Annotated in this window: 19 protein-coding genes and 2 pseudogenes; 8 read left to right on the top strand and 13 right to left on the bottom strand. The window is 62.0% G+C overall.

Annotation, left to right across the window (positions count from 1 at the left end; genetic code table 11):
- Positions 1 to 284 precede the first annotated feature (284 nt).
- A pseudogene (locus tag GYH34_RS21960) lies at positions 285 to 419 on the top strand (IS630 family transposase); the annotation flags it as partial.
- Between the two features lie 123 nt (positions 420 to 542).
- Here GYH34_RS21960 and GYH34_RS21955 read toward each other — a convergent pair.
- On the bottom strand, positions 543 to 2231 hold the full coding sequence (locus GYH34_RS21955; RefSeq protein WP_244635133.1) for a hypothetical protein: 1689 nt from the start codon (positions 2229 to 2231) through the stop codon (positions 543 to 545).
- 15 nt (positions 2232 to 2246) lie between these two features.
- Here GYH34_RS21955 and GYH34_RS21950 point away from each other — a divergent pair, with 15 nt between their 5' ends.
- A complete protein-coding gene (locus GYH34_RS21950; protein WP_244635132.1) occupies positions 2247 to 3047 on the top strand; it encodes a hypothetical protein in 801 nt (266 codons plus the stop codon).
- A 522-nt stretch (positions 3048 to 3569) separates the two neighbouring features.
- Positions 3570 to 4484: a helix-turn-helix transcriptional regulator gene (locus tag GYH34_RS14440; protein WP_161914178.1), complete on the top strand. Its 915-nt coding sequence runs from the start codon at positions 3570 to 3572 to the stop codon at positions 4482 to 4484.
- On the opposite strand, the gene GYH34_RS21670 is transcribed toward GYH34_RS14440, so the two are convergent.
- A complete protein-coding gene (locus tag GYH34_RS21670; RefSeq protein ID WP_162561577.1) occupies positions 4415 to 4837 on the bottom strand; it encodes a hypothetical protein in 423 nt (140 codons plus the stop codon). The genes GYH34_RS14440 and GYH34_RS21670 overlap by 70 nt on opposite strands.
- Here GYH34_RS21670 and GYH34_RS14435 point away from each other — a divergent pair.
- Positions 4836 to 6137, top strand: a complete 1302-nt coding sequence (locus GYH34_RS14435; RefSeq protein WP_348983896.1) for an alginate export family protein — start codon at positions 4836 to 4838, stop codon at positions 6135 to 6137. The two genes, GYH34_RS21670 and GYH34_RS14435, sit on opposite strands and share 2 nt — an antisense overlap.
- A 5-nt stretch (positions 6138 to 6142) precedes the next feature.
- Here the strand turns inward: GYH34_RS14435 and GYH34_RS14430 are convergent.
- The 3 genes and pseudogenes from GYH34_RS14430 to GYH34_RS14420 form a co-directional block, all read right to left on the bottom strand.
- Positions 6143 to 7780, bottom strand: a pseudogene (locus tag GYH34_RS14430) (MFS transporter).
- A 127-nt stretch (positions 7781 to 7907) separates the two neighbouring features.
- Complete coding sequence (locus GYH34_RS14425; protein ID WP_161914177.1) at positions 7908 to 8339, bottom strand: DoxX family protein; 432 nt, start codon at positions 8337 to 8339, stop codon at positions 7908 to 7910.
- 60 nt (positions 8340 to 8399) lie between these two features.
- The gene (locus GYH34_RS14420) at positions 8400 to 9098 is read right to left on the bottom strand and encodes a pirin family protein (RefSeq protein ID WP_161914176.1); all 699 of its coding nucleotides are present in this window, start codon (positions 9096 to 9098) and stop codon (positions 8400 to 8402) included.
- Positions 9099 to 9210: 112 nt separating this feature from the next.
- Between GYH34_RS14420 and GYH34_RS14415 the strand changes: the two genes are divergently transcribed.
- Positions 9211 to 10140, top strand: coding sequence for a LysR family transcriptional regulator (locus tag GYH34_RS14415; RefSeq protein WP_161914175.1), 930 nt, complete (start codon positions 9211 to 9213; stop codon positions 10138 to 10140).
- 28 nt (positions 10141 to 10168) lie between these two features.
- On the opposite strand, the gene GYH34_RS14410 is transcribed toward GYH34_RS14415, so the two are convergent.
- From GYH34_RS14410 to GYH34_RS14375, 8 genes are all read right to left on the bottom strand, one after another.
- Complete coding sequence (locus tag GYH34_RS14410) at positions 10169 to 11287, bottom strand: DUF1275 family protein (RefSeq protein WP_197745431.1); 1119 nt, start codon at positions 11285 to 11287, stop codon at positions 10169 to 10171.
- Positions 11284 to 12192, bottom strand: a complete 909-nt coding sequence (locus GYH34_RS14405) for a glyoxalase (RefSeq protein ID WP_161914174.1) — start codon at positions 12190 to 12192, stop codon at positions 11284 to 11286. Before GYH34_RS14405 ends, GYH34_RS14410 begins: the two co-directional genes overlap by 4 nt.
- Positions 12193 to 12219: 27 nt before the next feature.
- Positions 12220 to 14070 carry an amidohydrolase gene (locus tag GYH34_RS14400; RefSeq protein WP_197745430.1) on the bottom strand — a complete coding sequence of 617 codons (1851 nt, stop codon included), beginning with the start codon at positions 14068 to 14070 and terminating at the stop codon, positions 12220 to 12222.
- 53 nt (positions 14071 to 14123) lie between these two features.
- Complete coding sequence (locus tag GYH34_RS14395; protein WP_142861392.1) at positions 14124 to 14372, bottom strand: XapX domain-containing protein; 249 nt, start codon at positions 14370 to 14372, stop codon at positions 14124 to 14126.
- On the bottom strand, positions 14369 to 15586 hold the full coding sequence (locus GYH34_RS14390; RefSeq protein ID WP_161914172.1) for an MFS transporter: 1218 nt from the start codon (positions 15584 to 15586) through the stop codon (positions 14369 to 14371). Before GYH34_RS14390 ends, GYH34_RS14395 begins: the two co-directional genes overlap by 4 nt.
- 1 nt (position 15587) lies before the next feature.
- Positions 15588 to 16268, bottom strand: coding sequence for a hydrolase (locus GYH34_RS14385; protein ID WP_161914171.1), 681 nt, complete (start codon positions 16266 to 16268; stop codon positions 15588 to 15590).
- 46 nt (positions 16269 to 16314) lie between these two features.
- Positions 16315 to 17136 carry an alpha/beta hydrolase gene (locus tag GYH34_RS14380; protein WP_161914170.1) on the bottom strand — a complete coding sequence of 274 codons (822 nt, stop codon included), beginning with the start codon at positions 17134 to 17136 and terminating at the stop codon, positions 16315 to 16317.
- A 303-nt stretch (positions 17137 to 17439) separates the two neighbouring features.
- On the bottom strand, positions 17440 to 17877 hold the full coding sequence (locus tag GYH34_RS14375; RefSeq protein ID WP_348983917.1) for a PepSY-associated TM helix domain-containing protein: 438 nt from the start codon (positions 17875 to 17877) through the stop codon (positions 17440 to 17442).
- A gap of 173 nt (positions 17878 to 18050) precedes the next feature.
- On the opposite strand from GYH34_RS14375, the gene GYH34_RS14370 reads away from it, so the two are divergent.
- The 3 genes from GYH34_RS14370 (at position 18051) to GYH34_RS14360 (ending at position 20511) form a co-directional block, all read left to right on the top strand.
- Positions 18051 to 18353, top strand: coding sequence for a DUF1778 domain-containing protein (locus tag GYH34_RS14370; protein ID WP_161914169.1), 303 nt, complete (start codon positions 18051 to 18053; stop codon positions 18351 to 18353).
- Positions 18354 to 18356: 3 nt separating this feature from the next.
- Positions 18357 to 18854 (top strand): GNAT family N-acetyltransferase, encoded by a 498-nt coding sequence (locus GYH34_RS14365; protein ID WP_161914168.1) that lies wholly within the window; start codon positions 18357 to 18359, stop codon positions 18852 to 18854.
- A 130-nt stretch (positions 18855 to 18984) separates the two neighbouring features.
- On the top strand, positions 18985 to 20511 hold the full coding sequence (locus GYH34_RS14360) for a hypothetical protein (RefSeq protein WP_161914167.1): 1527 nt from the start codon (positions 18985 to 18987) through the stop codon (positions 20509 to 20511).
- Positions 20512 to 20683: the final 172 nt, after the last annotated feature.

Genomic DNA, 20683 nt, shown 5'->3' with positions numbered 1-20683 from the left:
GCGCTGCGCGACACGTCCCGCGCCATCCAGACCGGCTCGTCACTGCGATCATCTGTTCGAGGAATGGCGCGCCGGACAGGATGAAGCTGGGCGCTGGGGAGCTGGAGGTCGCGCTATGACCCGCAGCTGCCTTCTCTGTCGAGCATATATGTTTGAAATTACGTATAAAAGTTACCCAGGAAGGGGGGCTCGGGTCGGTTCGCCTCGACTCTTTTTGTCTCGAAGTGACTCGGCGCTCCAGAAAGTCCCGGCCCATTTTCGTTCTCATGCGGCGCCTTCGGATCGTCGAGCTCCTGCAAAAGATGATGCGCAATCGATCGAAGCCTGTGCATTTGGTGGTGGACGGGCTCCCGTCTCACAAGACGAATCTGGTGAAGCGTTACGTGGAATCGACAAAGGGCCGGCTCACCTTGCATTTCTTTGTCTCGAGCGACTTGCTTGCGCCGTAACCGAGAGACGGAAGCTCGGGAGAGCCACGATCGAAACCCGAAAGGTGAGTGTCATGCGGCCGCCTTTGGCCTCTAGCTTCTCGCCTTTCGCATTCAGTCTTTCGGAACCCAAAACATTGGATCGCCGTCGTCGGGATAATGCTCCGACAGCCAGTGGCCCCATTCATCTGCCTTCTTTCGTAGAGCCAGCGGCGCATCGCTCCAAATCTTGACGCGGTGGAGATTTCTGATCGCGAGCGCGAGCGAGCCTTGCGACGTGGATAAGCAATGGCTCTTCTCGAACCAAGCCGCCGCCATCGCATCGTTCGCCGAGCGTGTCTCCAATTGCCCCATCAGCGACGAGAGCTCTGGCAACCACCATCCATTCTGGTTGGCTTCACAGAAAGAGATCGCATCCTTCAAAATGGCGCGACAGGCATCGAGGTCTCCTTCCGCGAGAAGGGCCTCGGCGTGAACGCCTTCGAGCCACGGCAAAAGAAGATGGAAATGATTGCGCCGCAATGTTCCCAGCAACCGCGGCAAGTCCGATCGCACACGGCCTGAGACCTTGGTTTCCAGAGCGGCTTCGGCCGCGAGCCCCGCGACGCATCTGATCTGCATCGACTGACCTTGCGCTGAAGCGGCAAGCTCTTCGATCACAGCGCGCGCGGCGTCATAATCCCCCATGGCGCAATAGAGAGGAACGAGCGCCTCGTTCAGCGCCCAGGCGCGATAGAGCCCATGCTCCGGCGCGCGCAAGCCGGGGCGGATGTGTTCGTAGAGGTCGATCGCGCTTCGAAAGCGTCCTTGCAGCCAGAGTGTCTTCATCAAAAAAATCTGCGACATGAGACCGGGATCGCTGCCGATGCGCATGAAGCGGCCAAGGCTGACGCGCGCTTGGCGATCGACCACGTCTCTGAGCTCTCGTTCAGCCGCGGCCGTGCGGCCCATCGCCTGATGCGCCATGGCGGCGTAATTATCCGCCACGAGATCGTCGTCCTCGCCTAGGTCGGCGTCGCCCTGCGGCCGTAAAGCCTCCGCGCAGCCAAGCGCGCGCAGCGGCTCGCCGCGATACATCCAGAGCCAATAGAGACCTGACGCCGCCAAGGCTGCGATCCGGGCGCTCGACGGGGTCGCCGCTCGGCTCGAGCCGGCTTCGAGCGCGGCTTTCGCGTCGTCGGTCGGCCCCTTTGTCGCCAGAGTCGCAGCCCCCAAAAACGCGCTCAGCGCTTGCCAAACCTCGAACGGAGCATCGACCTTCTCGCGATCGGTGAGAGCGTCGCGCGCCATGCTCTCGCATTCGGACAACAAGGAGAGCTGCATCAGCAGCGGCGCCGCATATTGCGCCAATTCGACGGCGAGCGCCGGATCGCCGCCGGCGCCGAAGGCCCAAGCTTTTGCGAGGCGCAGATTGGCCAGATTGGGACAGGCGGGACCGAACCATCGGTCGACCGTCTGCTTATGTCCTTCGACGCTCGTCTGATCGCGGATGGCCGCCGCCAGATAGCGCGTCAGACGTGAGAGAACGCGATCCTCCTCGCCGCGCGAGCGGAGTTTCGCGAGACAATGGGCTCGCGTCGTGTCCAACAACCGATAGAGCGTGCGCCCGCTTGCGCATTCTCGTATCACGAGCGATTTCTCGACCAATCGCGCCAGCGCCTCGATCAATCCATTTTGGGAAACGCCCTCTCCGGAGATCACATGCAGACAGGCGTCGAGGTCTGCGCCGCCGACGAAAATCGACAATTGATCGAGCACGGTCTTATCGCGCGCCTCCAACCGATCATAGCTCCAGTCGATCATGTTACGGAGCGTCTGATGCCGATCCGGCGTGTCGCGCGGCAGAAGACCGACGAGATCGAAATCCTTTTGCAGGAGCCGATCGAGATCTTGCGGGCTGAAGCTGGAAAGATGCGCGACCGCGAGCTCGATGGCGAGAGGAATGCCGTCGAGACGCCGAACGATGTTTCGGATCGCATCCACATCGGTCTCGGCGAGCGTATATTCGCCCGCCATGTCTCGCGCGCGTCGAATGAACAGTTCGAGAGCGCCATAAGCGCCGGCGCTCGCGAAATCGAGATGCTCGTTCGCGCCGGGCAAACCGAGCGGCGCGAGCCGAATGACCCGCTCGTCGCGAATACGCAAAGTCTCGCGCGAGGTCGCGAGGATCGGCGTCGCGAGACCCATGCTTCGGATGTCACGAATGAAGCGCCCGACCCTGTCGATGACATGCTCGCAGCAATCGAGAACGAGCAGCGGTGTGTTCCTCGGCAGGGCGGACAGCGCCGCCTCAGCGAGGTTTTGCGCGCCCGCGCCGACGCCGAGCTCGCGCGCGAGCGCCGGCCAAATATCTTCGTCTTCCGATCCGTTCGACAGGTCGAGCCAGATCGGATCAGGACGCCCCTCCGCAAGGAGCGCGCGCGCGGCGCATTTTGCGACGGTGGTCTTGCCGATGCCGCCCGGCCCAGTGATGGTGAGGGAGACATTCGACCCGAGAGAATCGATGGTTTCGCGTATCGTGTCGTCCCGACCGACGATCGCGCCCGTTTCGAAGCGCTTTCGGCGTTCCGCGCTCTGCCTTGGACTCTCGATCGCGCTTTCGACAAACCGAGGCTCTGAGCGAAAGCTCACCGTTCCGCTGAAATAATAGCCGGTTCGAGCGACGGTCCCGATCAGCCGAGCCCCATTCGATTTCAGCGCGCTTCTCAATTCGTTGATCTGAAATCTCAACGCTCCGTCTGAAATCTGCGATGCTCCCCAGACCTCCGCGACGATGTCCGCTCGCTTGACCGTCTCGCCCGGTGTTCGGATCAAGAGAAGCAGGATGTCGAGCGCCCGATCCCCGATCGGCACGGTCTGATTGCCGCGGGATAGGCGACGGGAGCGCGTTTCCAGCCGGAAATCCCCAAAGGTGTAGACGCCCTCCATAACTTCCCCCGAGACGGGCTCTTCTGCGACGAACCGCGCCGCCCCTTTACCAGCTAACATAAACTAACAAAATCAGATTTGTAACATGAATTAAATACACATAATTGTCTCTACCCGGGAACGGGGAATTGTCTACCCACCGTCGAGCCCGCGGGCCTAGCGAGGCGAATACGGCGCAGAATCCTTTTCGCAACATGCTGAAGGAAAATGAAAATGGATGCAGCGGCAAAAGGCGCGAGCCCGAAAGCGGGCGCCATAAAGGACTCTCTGGGCTGCTCGCTGACCGAGCTGAGCAAGGATCAGGCTTTGGACGCGGGCCATATGGTTTTTCGCCGCAAGGCCGCCAGCGGGCGGCATCGTGCGCAAGTCGCCACGCCGGCGCAGGATCGCGGCGTTCTGATCGGTATTTCCCTGGCCGACGGACACCGGCGCAGCCTCCGAGAAGGCCGAGCCGCGCATGATTGTCTATTCGATCATGGCGACATCTATCTCCGAGACTTCGAAGAGAACTACAAAGCGGAGATGGATGGAAGTTTCGATTTCTTTCTCATCGAGTTGATGCCGGAGTTTTGGCAGGATGCAGAAAAAGTCGCGGGCGTTTCACCGGATGTCGGACTGGCCCGCCAGCTCACGAAGCGAGACATAATCTTATATCACCTCGCAAACGCCGTTCTTCCACTCCTCGAGGATCCAGAGCTCCTCGATCCGATCCTGATCGAGCAGATGGCGACTACGATCGGCGCGCATCTGTTGAAGCGTCATGGCGATCGGCGAAGCGAAGCGACGGGCTTCGATCGCGGACTGGGTTCCGTGATGGTTCGGAAGGCGAAGGAGATGCTCGTCTCCACCGACGAGGAGGATGGGACATCTATCGCCGCGATCGCTGAGGCCTTGAATATGTCTCGCAGCCACTTTTTCAGGGCTTTTCGCGAGTCGACGGGCATCAGCCCCTATCAATGGCTGCTGAAACAGCGGATCGACAATGCGCAGCGCTTGTTGCGCACGACGAACCTCCCCTTGTCGGAAATCGCGCTTCACTGCGGCTTTTCCGACCAAAGTCATTTCACGCGAATTTTCAGCCGGGATGTCGGAGTGACGCCGAAGGTTTGGCGGCAGCGCGTGCGATAGTAGGACGTCCCGCTGTCACAGGACGATTGTGAAATAGCGCATACGAACATGCAAGACGCTTCGCAGCAGCCGGCGTATTCGATCGTCGCGAGAAAATCGTGAGGATCGATGACGACTTGGTCCAGGTAGACGACCGCGGCCGGCGCGCCTGTCGCTGGGTCGGCAAGACCACGCCGCTGATCGTATGTCTCGGACGATGGCTCGAGATCGCGTAGTGAGCGTTCGGCGTAGGGGGTGAGCATCATGTCGTGGCGCGGCGGCGGAAACGCGTTGGCGTTGATCGTGATCGTCTCGGCTTGCGGCGCGCATGCGGATGAAGCCGCGAGCGTCGCACCGAGCCGACCGCGGCTCATGTCCAATCGTTGGCAGGAGAATTGGTCGGCGCTCGCCGATCCCGGCCTCCGCACAGAGCCCGGAGACGAGCTCAAATTCATCCCGCTGTCGCTGAGCGATCCGAATTTCTATCTCTCCTTCGGCGCGACTCTGCGTGAGCGGTTCGAGCTCGCCAATGCGCCGTCCTTCGGCGTCGGCAAGACCAATCGGAACGACAGCTATCTGCTTCAGCGCATTCAGCTGCACGCCGATTTGCATTTGAGTGAGGACTGGCGGATCTTTGCGCAAATCGAGGATGCGCGCGCCTTCGACAAGAAAAATCTGGGAAAGGCCGATCAGAATCCCCCCGATCTTCGTTTGGCCTTTTTGGAATATGGCCATGCGTTCCCCGATGGCGCGCTGAAGGCGCGCATCGGTCGTCAGGAGTTCGCCTTCGATCTCCAGCGCTTCGTCTCGAATCGCGACGGTCCGAACGTCAGGCAGGCGTTCGACGCGGCGTGGCTCGATTTCGAGGTTGAGCCGTGGCGCGTTCTCGGCTTCGTGAGCCGCCCGGTTCAATATTATCGGGAACAGGCTTTCGACGATCGATCGACGAGAGATGTTCAATTCCATACGCTACGCCTGGAGCGGCATGTCTTCGGCCAGAATGAACTCTCCGCATATTATTCCTTTTACGGCAATAGAAGCGCCTCCTATCTGGACGCTTCGGGAAGCGAGCGTCGACATATTTTCGATATTCGCTTCGCTGGAGAAAAAGACGGATTCGATTGGGATGTCGAGGGAATGGCGCAGTCGGGAAGCGTCGGCGCCAAGAGCATTCGCGCATGGGCTGCCGGGGCGCGCGCAGGCTATCGCTTCTCGATGCTGCCGCTGAGGCCGCGCATCGGAATTCAAGCGGATGCAGCCTCAGGGGACCGGCGCAGGGGAGATGGACAGATCGAGACCTTCGATCCGCTGTTTCCCAATGGCTATTACTTCACGCTGGCGGGATTCACCGGCTATGCGAATCTCATTTACCTCAAACCGTCCCTCACTCTCGCGGCGAGCGACAAGGTGACTGTGCTCGCGGGCGTCGGCCTGCAATGGCGCGAAACCACAGCGGATGCGATCTATGTGTTTCCGAATATCGCCGTCGCCGGCACAGCCGGATCGCCGGGCCGCTGGACCGGCGCCTATGAGCAATTGCGCATGGATTGGGCTGTAACGGCAAATCTTTCCGCAGCGCTCGAATGCGTGCATTTTGCGGCAGGCGACACAATTCGTCGCGCTGGTGGACATGACGGCAATTATCTCGGCGCGGAAGTTAAATTTCTGTGGTGAACGACCTATGAGGCGATCCGCTCGGAGCCGGAGGCGCTCGAGGATGCGGCGATGAGATGCGTGACTTTAGGCTCCTGGTCGGCCCCGAATTGGCGAACCATTTCCTGAAGGATGCGATCGGCGTTCGTCACGCGACGATGCTGCCGCAAATGCTCGAGCCAAGAAGCGACGTAGAAGATTTCGACGAAGCGTCCCTCTTGGGCGACATCTTCGAAAATATCCCAGGCATAGGCCCCGTCGCGGCGTCGTCCTTCGCCGAGCTCGCGGACAGCTTGCAAAAAGGCGTCGCGATGCTGGGAGTCGACAGAATATTCGACGCTGATCATGACGGGGCCTCGATCCGCCTCCGCATTGATCGAGATCACCGGGTTCGGCCAATGCATGGACGGAGTGAGATCCGTGCCGGCGCCTGCGGACAGCTTCCATCGGCGGCTCGGGAGAATGCCGAACAGAAGGCCTGCCGCTGCGACGTAATTCGTCGTCGAAAGATCGAGCATCGTGGCTATTTGCCCCCAGACTGCGCTGCCGAGGGTCATCGCGCCAAAGAAAGCGGTCGCGAACATGGCGAGTCCGCGTCCCCTCACCCAGTCTGGCAACGACGTCTGCGCCGAAACATTGAGCGTCGCGATCACGAGGATCCAGGAGACGCCGGCGAGAACACATGCGGCCAAGGCGGGCGTCGGCGAGCGCGCGAGCCCGAGCGTCGCCAATGTCGCCGCTGTGCCGCAGGAGCCCAGAATAACGAGCCCGTCTGCGTCGAGCGCGCGCCTCAGACGCGGAAGCGCCAACGCGCCGATGACGGCGCCGAGGCCGATGGCGCCGAGAAGCATGCCATAGATGGCAGGGCCGCTCTCGATTTGGCTGTGCGCGATCAGCGGAAGGAGAGCCCAATAGGCGCTCGCGAAAAAGAAGAAGAAAGCCGCTCTCATCAAAGTGGCCCTCAATGGTCGATTATAGCGGGCATGGCGAAATCCAATGATCAATGCGCTCATCAGCCGTTCGGCCGGCAGCGCATGCTCGGTGTTCGCAGGCGGACGCCACCATAGGAGCGCGCCGATCACGGCGAAATTGCTCGCGGCGTTGAGCTAGAACGGAGCCGCGTTTCCGAACGCGCCGATGACGACTCCCGCGAGGGCTGGACCGATGGCGCGGCTGATGTTGATGCCGACGCCATTGCCCGCGACCGCCGCGGGGAGATCACGGCGAGGGACCAATTGCGGAACGATCGATTGCCAGGCGGGCGCGGTGAGGGCTGCCCCGATGCTGAGGAGGAAGGTGCAGAGCAGCAAGAGGAAAGGAGTGATGATATCGAGCCTGACGAGCACGGCGCTCGCTGCGGCGACGATGGTGACGGAAATTTCCGCATAGATGAGGAAGCGGCGTCTGTCGACGATGTCGGCGAGCGCCCCGGCCGGTAGCGCGAAAAGAAACATGGGCAGGCTCGACGCGACTTGAATCAGCGATACTGTCATCGGGCTCGCGTCCAGGCCGGTCATCAGCCAGCCGGATGCGGCGTTGTACATCCAGGTTCCGATGTTCGAGACGACCGTCGCGGTCCATATGATCGCGAAAGCACGATGGCGGAACTCGGACCAGAAGGATTGGCCCGAATCGTTCGGCTCATGAGATTTGAGATCGCGCATCGGTCATCTCCTGGCAAAGTCGTTCAGAGCAGTTCGGCGGAGGTCGTTTGCGAGCAGGGTGGGGAGCGCGTCGATGACGCTCTGTGTACCCTGCTCGTTCTTTGTCGTGGGTGGCCGGCTCGTTGCTTCAGCCGTGCGCCGTGGTCCCGCGCGCCTGTCCTTCTGCCTGCGGGAGCCTGACGGCGAAAGCGCCAGGGCCGAGCAGAGCCTGCACGATCAGGAGCGCCGTCCACAGCGCCGGAAACTCCCATCCGCCATTGGCGTTGGAAAACAGCCAGCCATTGGGCAGATGCACGATCAGCGCGCCGATCATCAAAGGAATGAGCGTGAGGGACACGACGCGGGTGAGAATGCCGAAGATCAATGCGAGGCCCCCGCCGATCTCCGCGGCCACGACCACATAGGCGAGCAGCGACGGATAGCCGAGCGACTCGAAAAATTTCGCCGTTCCCGGCAATGTGAACACGAAAATTTTGAGCAGCCCATGCGCGAGAAACAGCGCGCCGAGGGTCACACGAAGCAGCAGAGCGGCGTATTCCGCATTACGAACATTGGTCATTGTCTCGATCCTTTCTTCACGATTTGAATGGCTGCCGGCGCCCGGGAGCCGGTCCCGAGTTCACGCGGCGTCGACGAGAACGATCTCGCTGTCCTCCAGCGCTGTGACGCGTAGGATTTCGACATCGCTGATGGCGGCGCCGTCGCGGGCGTTCACGCGCAGATCATCGATCTGCACGGCGCCGCTCGCCGGCACGAGATAGGCTTTGCGCTCGCGGCCGAGCGTATATTCCGCCGTCGCGCCGGCCTCGAGCGTCGCGCCGAGGACGCGCGCATCGGTGCGGATCGGCAGCGCGTCGCCGTCCTTGTCGAAGCCGGAAGCGAGCGTGACGAAACGGCCCGAGCGCTCGCCCTTGGGAAAGGGCCGCGATCCCCAGCCAGGCGCGCCGCCGCGCGTCGTCGGCAGGATCCAGATCTGAAAGATCCGGGTCGTCTCGTTCTCGAGATTATATTCGGAATGGGCGATCCCTGAGCCCGCGCTCATCACCTGCACATCGCCGGCCGTGGTGCGGCCCTTGTTGCCGAGACTGTCCTGATGCGTGATCGCGCCCTCACGGACATAGGTGACGATCTCCATGTCGCGATGCGGATGCGTCGGAAAGCCGGAGTGCGGCGCGATCGTGTCATCGTTCCAGACGCGCAGATTGCCCCAATGCATCCGCTCGGGATCGTGATAGCCGGCGAATGAGAAATGATGCTTGGCGTCGAGCCAGCCGTGATCGGCGCCGCCGAGGCTGTCGAAAGGTCTGAGTTCGATCATTTGCAATCTCCCGTCGCGTGATCGGTTGCTGTCGATGGAGACGGATTTAAGGGTTGCGCGCCTTTCTGTTCAGTCGGATAATTTTGGTCGAACTATTCGAGAAAGTTGAAAAGTGAGCGATCCAAGGACGCCCAGCCTCGACCAGCTGACCATTTTTCTAGCCATCGTCGACGCCGGCAGCTTCGCCGGCGCTGCGCGGCGACTGAATCGCGCCGTCTCGGTCATCAGCTATGGGATTGCCAACCTCGAGGCGCAGCTCGGCATAGAGCTGTTCGAGCGCGATGGAACGCGCAAGCCGCGGCTCACTGTGGCCGGGCGCGCGCTGCTGGCGGAGGCGCGGGCGATTTCGCGCGGCGTCGATGATTTGCGCGCCAAGGTCAAAGGCCTGCTCGAGGGGCTGGAGGCGGAGGTCGATCTCGCCGTCGATGTGATGCTGCCGACCGAGCGGGTAGGGGCCGTGCTGCGGGAATTCGCGCAGCATTTCCCGACGGTGCAGCTGCGGCTGCATATGGAGGCGCTCGGCGCGGTCACGGCGTTGGTGCAGGGCGGCGCGGCGATGATCGGCGTGTCGGGGCCGCTCGCGCTCGGCGTCGAGGGGATAGAGAGCATCGCGGCCGGATCGATTGCGCTGATCCCGGTCACGGCTCCCGATCATCCGCTGGGGCGCATGGCGCGCATCCCGCCCGGCGCCGCACGCGAGCATACGCAGCTCGTGCTCACGGATCGCTCGCGCTTCACCGAGGGACGCGATTTCTCTGTGATCAGCCCGCGCAGCTGGCGGCTCGCCGATCTCGGCGCCAAGCACGCTTTGCTGCGCGAGGGCGTCGGCTGGGGCAACATGCCTTTGCATATGATCGCGAGCGATCTGGCGTCGGGCGCGCTGGTGCGGCTCGCCATGCCGGATCATCCGGGCGGCCTCTATCGCTTTTCGTGCATTTGGCGGCGCGAGACTCCGCCGGGACCGGCCGCCTCGTGGCTGGTCGATCGCTTCGTCGCGCTCGGGGCGGCCGATTTGCCGGTCGAAGGGCTGAGCGACGTTTGATCGGGATCTCATTCTCGAGAAAACCTCGTCAACCCTTTGCCGGCTCGCTCGATGAGGGATGAAGCGCGCAGAGGATGGTTCCAAGCAGGATCAGCGCTCCGGCCAGGAACAGCGGCGCCGCGAGACCGCTATGGACGACGAGAAACGCGCCGATCCCCGCGCCGAGAAAGATTGCCGCGACACTGCCCAGGCGCCGAGGCCAATTGGCGTTGGCGCCGCCGGCGAGCGGCGAATCCGCGGCGAGTCCGGTCAGCGTCAAGGTCAGAACGGTCGTGGTCAGATCGGGAATCTTGAGCTGCCGAATGGTCGCGTTGCGAAAACCCATGGCGACGGCGGTGAATGCGATGATCGCGTAGATCGTGATCGCCGAGCGCGGGCTCGTGGCTTCGACCCCGAAGGCCATGACCGCGCTCGCCCAGATCAATAGCGCCTCGATGATCGCGGCCGCGGTCAGCCAGCGACGCAGCGGCAGGCCGACATGCGCGCGACCGATGCGTCCGGCGCCGAGCGCGCCTAGCAGAAAGGCGGAGAGGGCGACGAGATAAGGAATCGGCTCGAAGGCAGGCGCCCCTGTCGCGGCGAGGCCGAGGAAGACGATATTGCCGGTCATATTCGCGGTGAAGACCTTGCCGAGGCCGAGCACGCTGATCGCATCGACGAGGCCGGTCGTGACCGACAGCAGCAACAACAGCCACGGCAGCGGCGAATGCGTGGGATCGCCTATGAGCGGCTTTCGGTCGCGCTTGCCGAGGTCGAGCATGGCGATGAGGGCGAAGCCCGCGACGAGCCCGAGATGCTCGAAAAAAGCGTTCGTCGCCGCTATGCGCTCCGGCCCCTGCATCGTCCAAAAGGGATTGGCGATGAAAGCGGCGAGCAAGGTGAAAATCCCGAGCGCCGCCGCTCCGAGCCACGCCAATCGATCGAGAAGAATGAGCGCTGGACCGATGAGCTCGACCGCGATCGTCAACGCGGCGAAGAGGGTGGGCGGATGCAGTCCGAAATGCGCCTGTTCCGCCACAGCGCCGGGCCAATCCAAAAGCTTGCTCACGCCGCCGAGCAGATAGGCCGCGACGAGCAGCAGGCGAATGAGGAAGCTCGTCCATCGCGACGAGAGAATCGCCGCGATGGGCTCGGAGCTCGCGCTCATCGCGCGCGCGCCTGATGGATTTCGGCGATATAGCCGCCTGGAAATTCGACGAACGCCGCCCGTCGATCTCCGGCGTCATAGGGCTGCGCGACAATTCTTGCGTCGGCCGCCTTCGCCTTGGCGAGCGTCGCTTCGAGGTCGCTCACCTCATAGCCGGTGAAATCGCGGCCCCACGGCCAGGGCAATTGTCCGTTGGAGACCAAAAGCGTGAGCTTGCCATAGCCGGAGGCGATGCGGACGCGGCGGATCGTCTTGTCCGGCTGACCGACTTCGCTCCCGGGCGCCGACTTCTCGTCGGAGAGGATGCGTCCATGCGCGAAGCCGGTCCAGCGACGGATGAACTCATCGGCGGCGTCGGCGGTGAGATAGACGCGGTTTTCGGGGATGCTCGTCAGCGGCGCATAATTCGGCTTGGCCGTATGCCAATAGAGCTGCATGTTCACGCCGCCCGGCCATTGCACCACGACGTCGCGGCCGATGGGGTCGGGGAAGGTTTCGATCAGCCGTATCGCCCCATTGCGTCTCGCCGCCTTCACCGCGGCGTCTATGTCGGTGACGAGATAGCCCGTGCGCTCGGCCCCGAAAGGATAGGGAACGGGCGTGAGAAAGCCGAACACGGAAATCGTGCCCGCAGGCGTGAGCACGAGCTGCGATTTGGTGAGGCTGGATGTGGGCGTAACCTGGAATTGGCCCTGCTTGCTGGTCTCGCCGCCGAATGTCGCGACGAAGCTCGCGACGAATTTGTCGAAGTCCGCCGCTGCGACATAGACATGAGTCGTGTCATATTGCGGCCCAACGGCGAAGTCGGTCGCGGCGCGCGGCCGGGCGGCGGCGGGAGCCGCTGTGGTGATGGCGGCGCCGAGACCGAATGCGGCGGCCGCGACGAGGAATTTGGTTCGGCGCATATTTGTCTCCAATTTCGGAATCGACATTCAAACCGCCCAGCAGCCGCAACCGAAAGCGCCCCAAAAGCTCCGCGCATCGGCTGTCGGAACTTGCGCCCCGAGCGCGGCCGCATGGTCGTGCCCATGTACGGCGCAGGCGGAAACGCAGCCGCAGGCGGAGACTAGCCTCCGCGTGGCGTCGGGCGCGCGGCGATAGCCGCCGAAAGAGGCGACGGGCGACCAATCTGGCATGGCTTTCGGCAGCGCGGGCGCGAGCGTGGCGTAATCGCCTTCGCCGTGAACGATCTTGCCGCCGAGCAGCGTCAGCACGGAACGTATGTGGACGATCTCGCTTTCGGCGACTTTGAAATAATCATCGGACAGCAGCGCGAGATCGGCGAGTTGCCCCACTTTGATTTCGCCCTTCTTGCCTTCTTCGTTCGAGAACCAAGTGTTGGCTTCGGTCCAGAGGCGCAGCGCCGTCTCGCGATCGAGACGGTTGCGCGCGGGATAGAGCGTGAGGCCGCCGAGCGTCCTGCCGGTGACGAGCCAGGAGAGCGAAACCCACGGATTATAGCTTGCGACGCGCGTCGCATCGGTGCCCGCGCCGACCTTCAGGCCGGCGGCCATCATGCATGTAATCGGCGGCGTCGCCTCCGCGGCTTTGGCGCCATAGCGCTCGACGAAATATTCGCCCTGAAACGCCATGCGATGCTGAACGGCGACGCCGCCGCCCAGAGCCGCTATGCGGTCGATGTTGCGCTCGCTGACTGTCTCCGCATGGTCGAAAAACCAATTCAAGCCCGCGAGCGGAATATCTTTGTCGACCTTCTCGAATACATCGAGCGCGCGGCTGATCGTCTCGTCATAGGTCGCATGGAGCCGCCAGGGCCATTTGCGTTCGGCGAGCAGGCGCACGACCGGCTCGAGATCGGCTTCCATGCTCGCCGGCATGTCGGGACGCTCGACGCGGAAGTCTTCGAAATCGGCCGCGGAATAGACCAGCATTTCGCCGGCGCCATTGTGGCGATAGAGATCGTCGCCATCGCCCGGCTTCACCTTCGTCGACCAATTCGCAAAATCGGCGAGCTCTTCCCGCGGCTTTTGCGTGAAGAGATTATAGGCGATGCGCAGCGTCAGCTCGCCGTCTCGATGCAGCGTCTCGATGATCTGATAGTCGTCGGGATAATTCTGGAATCCGCCGCCGGCGTCGATGACGCTGGTGACGCCGAGCGAATTCAGCTCGCGCATGAAATGCCGGGTGGAATTCAGCTGATAATCATGCGGCAGCTTCGGACCCTTGGCCAGCGTCGAATAGAGAATCATGGCGTTGGGCCGAGCGAGCAGCAGTCCGGTCGGATTGCCGGCGGCGTCACGAACGATCTCGCCGCCCGGCGGATTCGGCGTGTCCTTCGTGTAGCCGACGACGCGCAACGCCGCCGCGTTCAGCAAGGCCCGATCATAGAGATGCAGAATGAACACCGGCGTCTCGGGCGCCGCGGCGTTGATCTCGTCCAGAGTCGGCAAGCGCTTCTCGGCGAACTGATGTTCGGTGAAGCCGCCGACGACGCGCACCCATTGCGGCGGCGGCGTGTTTTCCGCCTGCTTCTTCAGCATCGCCATCGCATCGGCGAGAGTCGGCACGCCGTCCCAGCGCAGCTCCATATTGTAGTTGAGCCCGCCGCGGATCACGTGAATATGGCTGTCGATGAGGCCGGGCACGAGCCGCCTGCCGCCAGCGTCGATCACATCCGCGTCGGGCGCCGCCGCGCGTATCTCCGCCTCGGAGCCGACGGCGAGAAATTTGCCGTCACGGATCGCGACGGCGCGGGCGACGGGATTGGCGCGATCGAGCGTCGTCACCTCGGCGTTGACGATAATCAGGTCCTTGGCTTTCATTTCGAGCCTCCGGTGGCGCGAGCCTGTCATTGATGGATATCGACGCGTCCGCGTCAGCCGTCGCGGTCCCTATTCGTGGGGAGCGGCCCCAGAACATGCTGCGAGCAATCATGGCGAATGAAGCGAGTGAGCTCGGCTCGATCGGCGATCCGTTTGGCGATCGGAACGATCTGCTCGCCGAGCAATATTCCGGCGAGCCCGACGAGCGCGACGACCGGCGGCGCGGGGGAGCGGACGCCGAGCAGGCTGTAGATGACGCCGATCAAAAGTCCGGCGCCGAGGGATAGGAGATAAGAGCTCATCGCGTTTCGCTTCCTGCTTCTCGTGAGCGTGACGGGCGCGTCGGGGCGCGAAGCTGAATAGCGAGCGCCGCCGCGCTGAACGCCATCCCCAAGACGGCGACCGCCGGCCATTCGCCGAGCCGCCAAGCGATCATCGCGCTGAACGAGCCCCCCGCGCCGCCGAGGAACATGGTCGTCATGAACAGAGTGTTGAGCCGTCCGCGCGCGTCGGCGCGCAGCGCATAGATCACATGCTGATTGGACACGAGCGCCGCCTGCATCGCCAGATCGAGCGCCAGAACGCCGGCGACGAGTCCTGCAAGATCGCTCCAGAGAGCCATCCCCGCCCAGGAAGCCAGCGCGAGAGCCGCGCCCAGGCGAACGATCGTGGACGGTCCGCGCGCGTCGGCTAGGCGTCCGGCGAGCGGCGCGGCGATTACGCCTATTGTTCCGACCACGCCGAACAAGCCGGCGGAGCCGGCTCCGAGCCCGAGAGGCGGCGCTGCGAGCCGTAACGCCAGCACGGTCCAAAAGGCGGAAAAAGCCGCGAACAGGAAAGCTTGCGTGAACGCGGCGCGCCGTAGCGCCGCCAGATCGCGCCAGAGGCGCCGCAGAGAGCCCATCAGCTCTGGATAGGGGAGGCGCAGCTCGCCGCGCACATCGGGGAGAATGGCCTGGAGAGCGAGCGCCACCAGCAGCATCGTCGGAGACGCGGCGAGGAACATGGTGCGCCAGCCGAATTGTGCGGCGACGAAGCCGGCGAGCGTGCGACTCAGCAGCACGCCGAGCAATAGTCCCGACATCACCGCGCCGATGGCGGCGCCCCGCCGCTGTGGCTGCGCGAGCTCCGCGGTGAGTGGAACGAGCTGCTGCGCGACGCTCGCAGCGAAACCGACGAGCGCCGAAGCGATGGCCAGCGTGAGCGCATCGGGCGCCGCGCCAGCCAAGACCAGCGCGATCGCGAGCAGCACGAATTCAGCGACGATCAGCTGCTTGCGCCGCGTGACGTCGCCGAGCGGCGTGAGCAGGAACAATCCCGACGCATAGCCGAGCTGCGTCAGCACCGGAACGCTCGTCGCCGCGCCAGGGCCCAGCGACGCCTCGATCAGGCCGAGCATCGGCTGGTTGTAATAAATATTGGCGACCGCGAGCCCGGTGGCCGCGGCGAGCGTGAGCAGCAAGCCGCGGCTGAGACGCTCTGCCGCGATCTCGTCAGAGCCGCCGAGCGCGTCCATGCTAGACCGCCGGGATGGGCGCGAGCGTGGGACCATGCGAGACGCGCTCCGGCGCCTTGTGCACCATCGTATAGGCGTAATCGACGCCCATGCCGTAAGCGCCGGAATGCTCCTTCACGATCGACATGACGGCGTCATAGCTTTCGCGCCGCGCCCAGTCGCGCTGCCATTCGAGCAGGACCTGCTGCCAGGTCACGGGCACGACGCCCGCCTGAATCATGCGCTGCATGGCGTAGTCATGCGCTTCCTTCGACGTGCCGCCGGAAGCGTCGGCGACCATGTAAATTTCATAGCCGCCTTCCAGCATGGCGCAGAAGGCGAAAGAATTGTTGCAGACCTCTGTCCACAGGCCCGAGACGACGACCTTCTTACGTCCATTCGCGGCCAGCGCGTCGCGGACCTTCTTATCGTCCCAGGAATTCATCGAGGTGCGCTCGAGGAGCGGCGCCTCAGGGAAAACGGCGAGCAGCTCGGGATAGGTATGGCCGGAGAAGCTTTCCGTCTCGACGGTGGTGATCGTCGTCGGAATCGCAAACACCTTCGCCGATTTGGCGAGGGCTACGGCGTTGTTCTTGAGCGCCTGCCGATCGATCGACTGAACCCCAAAGGCCATTTGCGGCTGGTGGTCGATGAAGATCAGCTGGCTGTTCTGCGGCGTCAGCAATTCGAGCTTAGCGGTCATGTCGTTCTCCAATTGTGGATTGCGGATTTGGGCGGCGCCTCGCGCGTCAGCGCTTGATGAACGCGAGCACGTCGTGATTGAATTTCTCTGGGTCGGTTTGGGCGAGGCCATGCGATCCGCCGGGATAGACCAGAAGCTCGCCCTGCGGCGTCAGCCGAACGGCCTTCCGTGCCGAGGCCGCGAGGGGAACGATCTGATCATCATCGCCATGGATGAACAATGTGGGGATCGTCATCTTGGCGAGATCGGGCGAATAGTCGAGCTCGGAAAACTCGCGGATGCAATCGTAGAGCCCCTTCAGCCCGCCCTCCATTCCTTGCAGCCAGAAGGCGTCCTCTAGCCCCGCGCTTCGCTTCGCGTCATCTCGGTTATGGCCATAGAAAGGAACGGCGAGATCCTTGAAGAATTGCGATCGATTGCTCGCGACGCCAGCGCGCGTGCTGTCGAACACGTCCATCGGCAGACCTTCTGGATTGGAGGACGAGGCGAGCATGATTGGCGGCACGGCGCCGACGAGCACGGCTTTAGCGACGCGACCGACGCCATGGCGTCCGACGTAGCGTGCGACCTCGCCGCCGCCGGTCGAATGCCCGACGAGAACGGCGTCGCGCAGATCGAGGAGCTCGAGCAGCTCGGCGAGATCGTCCGCGTAGCGGTCCATCGTATTGCCGTCCCAGACCTGCTGGGAGCGGCCATGGCTGCGACGGTCGTGCGCCACGACGCGATAGCCGCGCATGCCGAAGAACAGCATTTGCCCTTCCCATGCGTCGGCCGTCAACGGCCAGCCATGCGAGAATACGATCGGCTGGCCGTCGCCGAAGCTCTTGTAAAAAATTTCTACGCCGTCGGATGCGGTGAAGTAGCTCATGCTCTCGGCTCCTCGGCTGCCGTGATCGGAGGCGCATTGCGGCTCATCGCGCAACTTTTTCTGAGAAATGCACGAGCCGTTCTGGCGATGCCTTCCTCGTCGCTCGCTTGAAAGACTAAGTCCGGGCCGGCGCCTCGGTCTTGAACATTCGGCGTGGCCTTATAACGATCGTGCTCGGCGGCTCGGCACGATCCCGACGTTCAGGCGCGGGCGGCGGTGCGATTATTCTTCGACGCTTTCAAGCGATACGCGTTAGCGCACAGCGGCGTCGGGGGCGCGCGATCGGAGGTCGAGCGCCCGCCGCTACGGCTCGCCCGGGCAGGGCTTGCGCCGGCCGGAAGGCGCCGATTTGGCCGCTCTCTTCTTCCACCAGATATACACTCCCGTCACGGAGAGCATGGCGATGACCAGCCCCAGGATGCAGACGAAGATGCGATAGGGTAGGTCGAAGACGCGCGCCATATGCAGGGCGGCGAGCCGATTGGTGACGGTGTCGCCGCTGCGCAGCCCCGACGGCAGGCTCAGCGTCACCAGCTCGCCCGTATAGGCGTCGAAGAGAACGGAAGTCGTCGCAGTACGCTCGCCGATATCCCGGCTCGACCGCACGCGATATTGGATGAGGCCCTTGGCCGGCTTGTAGTAGAGCGCATCGGCGCGCTCGCTGGAAAAGCCACCGGAAGTCGCCCTGATCCGCGGCCGCCATGACCGGTTGCGTTCCCGCGTCGCCGGCGGCCGTTCGATGGCTGCATGGTGCCCACTACTGTTCAGGAATGGCGCACCGGACAGGACAAAACTACGAACTCGTATGTAATTGAGATCGATTTATAATTTCTTCCTGTTGGAGCCCCGCCTTCGGGTTTCGTATTGCAAAACGCGCTACAGTGCTCTATATTGCTAGCATATGGAGGTTTCTCATGCCCCGAGTTGTTGAGCGCAAGGAGCATCCGGTTTCGATGCGGCTGCCCGAAGCTGACATCGCCATCATAGATCGGGCCGCGGCGTTGCGCGGCCGTTCACGCACCGATTTCGTACGTGACGCGGCCGTACGAGCGGCCGAGGATGTACTGATGGAGACGGCGCCCATTCGGATGAGCGCCGCGGGGTTCAAGGCCTTCACGGCGGCATTATCCAAGCCCGCCGCCGCGGTCCCCGAAATGGTTGAACTCTTCAGGCGTGCGGCCCCGTGGGAGACCAGCGGTTCAAAGACCGGGAACTAGGGCTTGGCGATCTCCGATCCTGAATTATTGACGGCAGCCCATGATCTCGTTGGGTTCTCCTGTGGCAAGCCGTCACTTGATCGCTGGCTCAAAACCCGAGCGCTATCCAATCAGGAGAAAGGCTTTACGGCCGTTCTCGTCGTCCATGAAGCCAATCGTGTGATCGGTTATTATGGTCTCGCGCCAACGGCAATCGTGCCTTCAGTGCTGCCGCGATCTGTCCGAACGGGCCAGCCGCCCGACCCTGTCCCCTGCCTGCTCCTGGGACAACTTGCAACGGATCAGAATTGGACCGGCAAGGGCGTTGGCACCGGCCTGCTCAAGCATGCATTGCAACGGTGTGTCACGGCCGCAAGTCTCATTGGAGGCCGCGCCTTGATCGTCAACGCGGTTGACGCCGAAGCTGCTGCCTTCTGGGCGCGACGAGGCTTCATTCCCTCAAAAGACGATCCACTGATCCTCTTCAGATCGATCGCTGATATTGCGGTATCGCTTCGCTAGGTTATCTTATCGGATCGCCTGAGGCAGAGATACGGCACACCCGACCGTCGCAAAGCGCCAGTTGCAGCACTTCCAAGAAAGGTCAAGACCATTGCGATAGCAGGGGCGCTGGCGAACGGGAGCGTAGGAATTGGACCTCGATCGAACGACCATTATTGCTGGACTAAAAATTAAGGTTATTCGCGATGCTATTCGTGAAATGGTCCGCCACGACATGAATGACAGCGGCTGGACTGTGACCTCGTTAGCCGATCATATGAACATCTCGCCAACTCATGCGGAGTGGCTAAGCGAAATACTGGTCGAGCAGAAAATCCTCGAAAGAAAGCCGCCGCTATCGTGGGACAAGGACCCGGCTCCTCAAATTCGCTACGCCCTCGGCGAATATGGCACGAGGTTTACGCTGGCTCGCATGCTCAAGCGCATCGACCGCGCGAAAGTCGACAACATTATTGCTGGGCTCTTGAAACGAGTCGCTCAGATCAACGCCAATCGAGAGCTTTGTTATTTCGTGAACGAAATTCGATTGTTCGGCAGCGCTATCGATAACGACGCCGAGACCTTCGGCGATGTCGATATCGCCTATGACCTCGGCCGCAGAAAACGACCGCCAAAATACAAGGATTGGCACGATTGGGCGCACAAGCGATGGGAGTCGGCTGGTCGCTCCAATCTCAATTTCATGCAGCAACTCTATTACGCAGAGCACGAAGTCTTGCGATTGCTCAAGGGGCGCAATCAGTATCTGTCCATTCACAACTTTGATGACCTAGTCGGCATCGGCGCCGATAGTATCCGCCTCTTCATTCTCCCCGAGAGTCAAATCGAAGCGGAGGGCGGGATGTCTGGCAAGGGGCTGCATCAGGCGCGAATGATCAGCGCAAGGGAGCGCGCCGAAAAGAAAGAGCAGCTAGCTGTCAAAGATCCTTCCGCTGTTAGCACGGAACAGTCCCCTGAGCAAATCAAGCAACGGATGATCACCGCCGTGCAATCGCTCGCATTCGATCTGCTTCATGCCATTGATGAACCATCGCCACCAGAGGCGCTCGAGCAAAGCATCGCCGTCGCGCACCAAAGAATTAAATATTATCGCGAACTGAACGCACCGGATCGTATACCGGATCTCCTTCGTGAGGTCTTATCGGTCGATATTATCGAACAAAAGTCCGATCCAAAAATATTCGTGTTCTCCGAGGATCGCGAGCGCATGGCGAAGGACGGGACGGATAAAGCAACGGCAGCACACAAGCAGATCACGCACGCCGTAATCCAAAAACTCAAAAGCCGTGTTCTCGGCCATTCACACTATAGATGTGATGAAAGTTACACCCAGATCGAGAAAGCTTTTCGATTGAAGCGCGAGGCCGACTACGACAAATACGAATATCGGCGCACGCGTCCTGGGATAGAGTTCTATAGCGCAGACTTTCTTTCCGACACCGCAGTTTCCACGCTCCGCAAAATCACAGAAGGCAATGACGAGCGGCTCCACAAGCAAGCGGTCAACACATTAAGCAAATATGGCTTCATAAAACCGTTCCGCAAGAAATGGCGCTTAACCGCCAAGGGCGAACGCGCGATCAAATACCACGCTGAGAAAGATGCCTTCCATACGAATAATAAAGGCGACGGAGATCATGCAACTGCGGGGCCTTGATAATAGAGCAAGCATCGTACGGCATCGTAAGATATCGTAGCTTGGCGCGATGGATAATACAAAATTGCGAACACCTATGTGATTGAAGTAGTTCTTTCGCCATTATGGGGGTATACACTTCGATCTCGGCGGTATTACCAACGAACGGTGGAGGCCGCCGCATGTAACAGTC

The organism is Methylosinus sp. C49 (assembly GCF_009936375.1).
Lineage (GTDB): Bacteria > Pseudomonadota > Alphaproteobacteria > Rhizobiales > Beijerinckiaceae > Methylosinus.
Note: the sequence above shows the minus strand (reverse complement) of the source record. Positions and strands in the feature narration are given on the sequence as shown.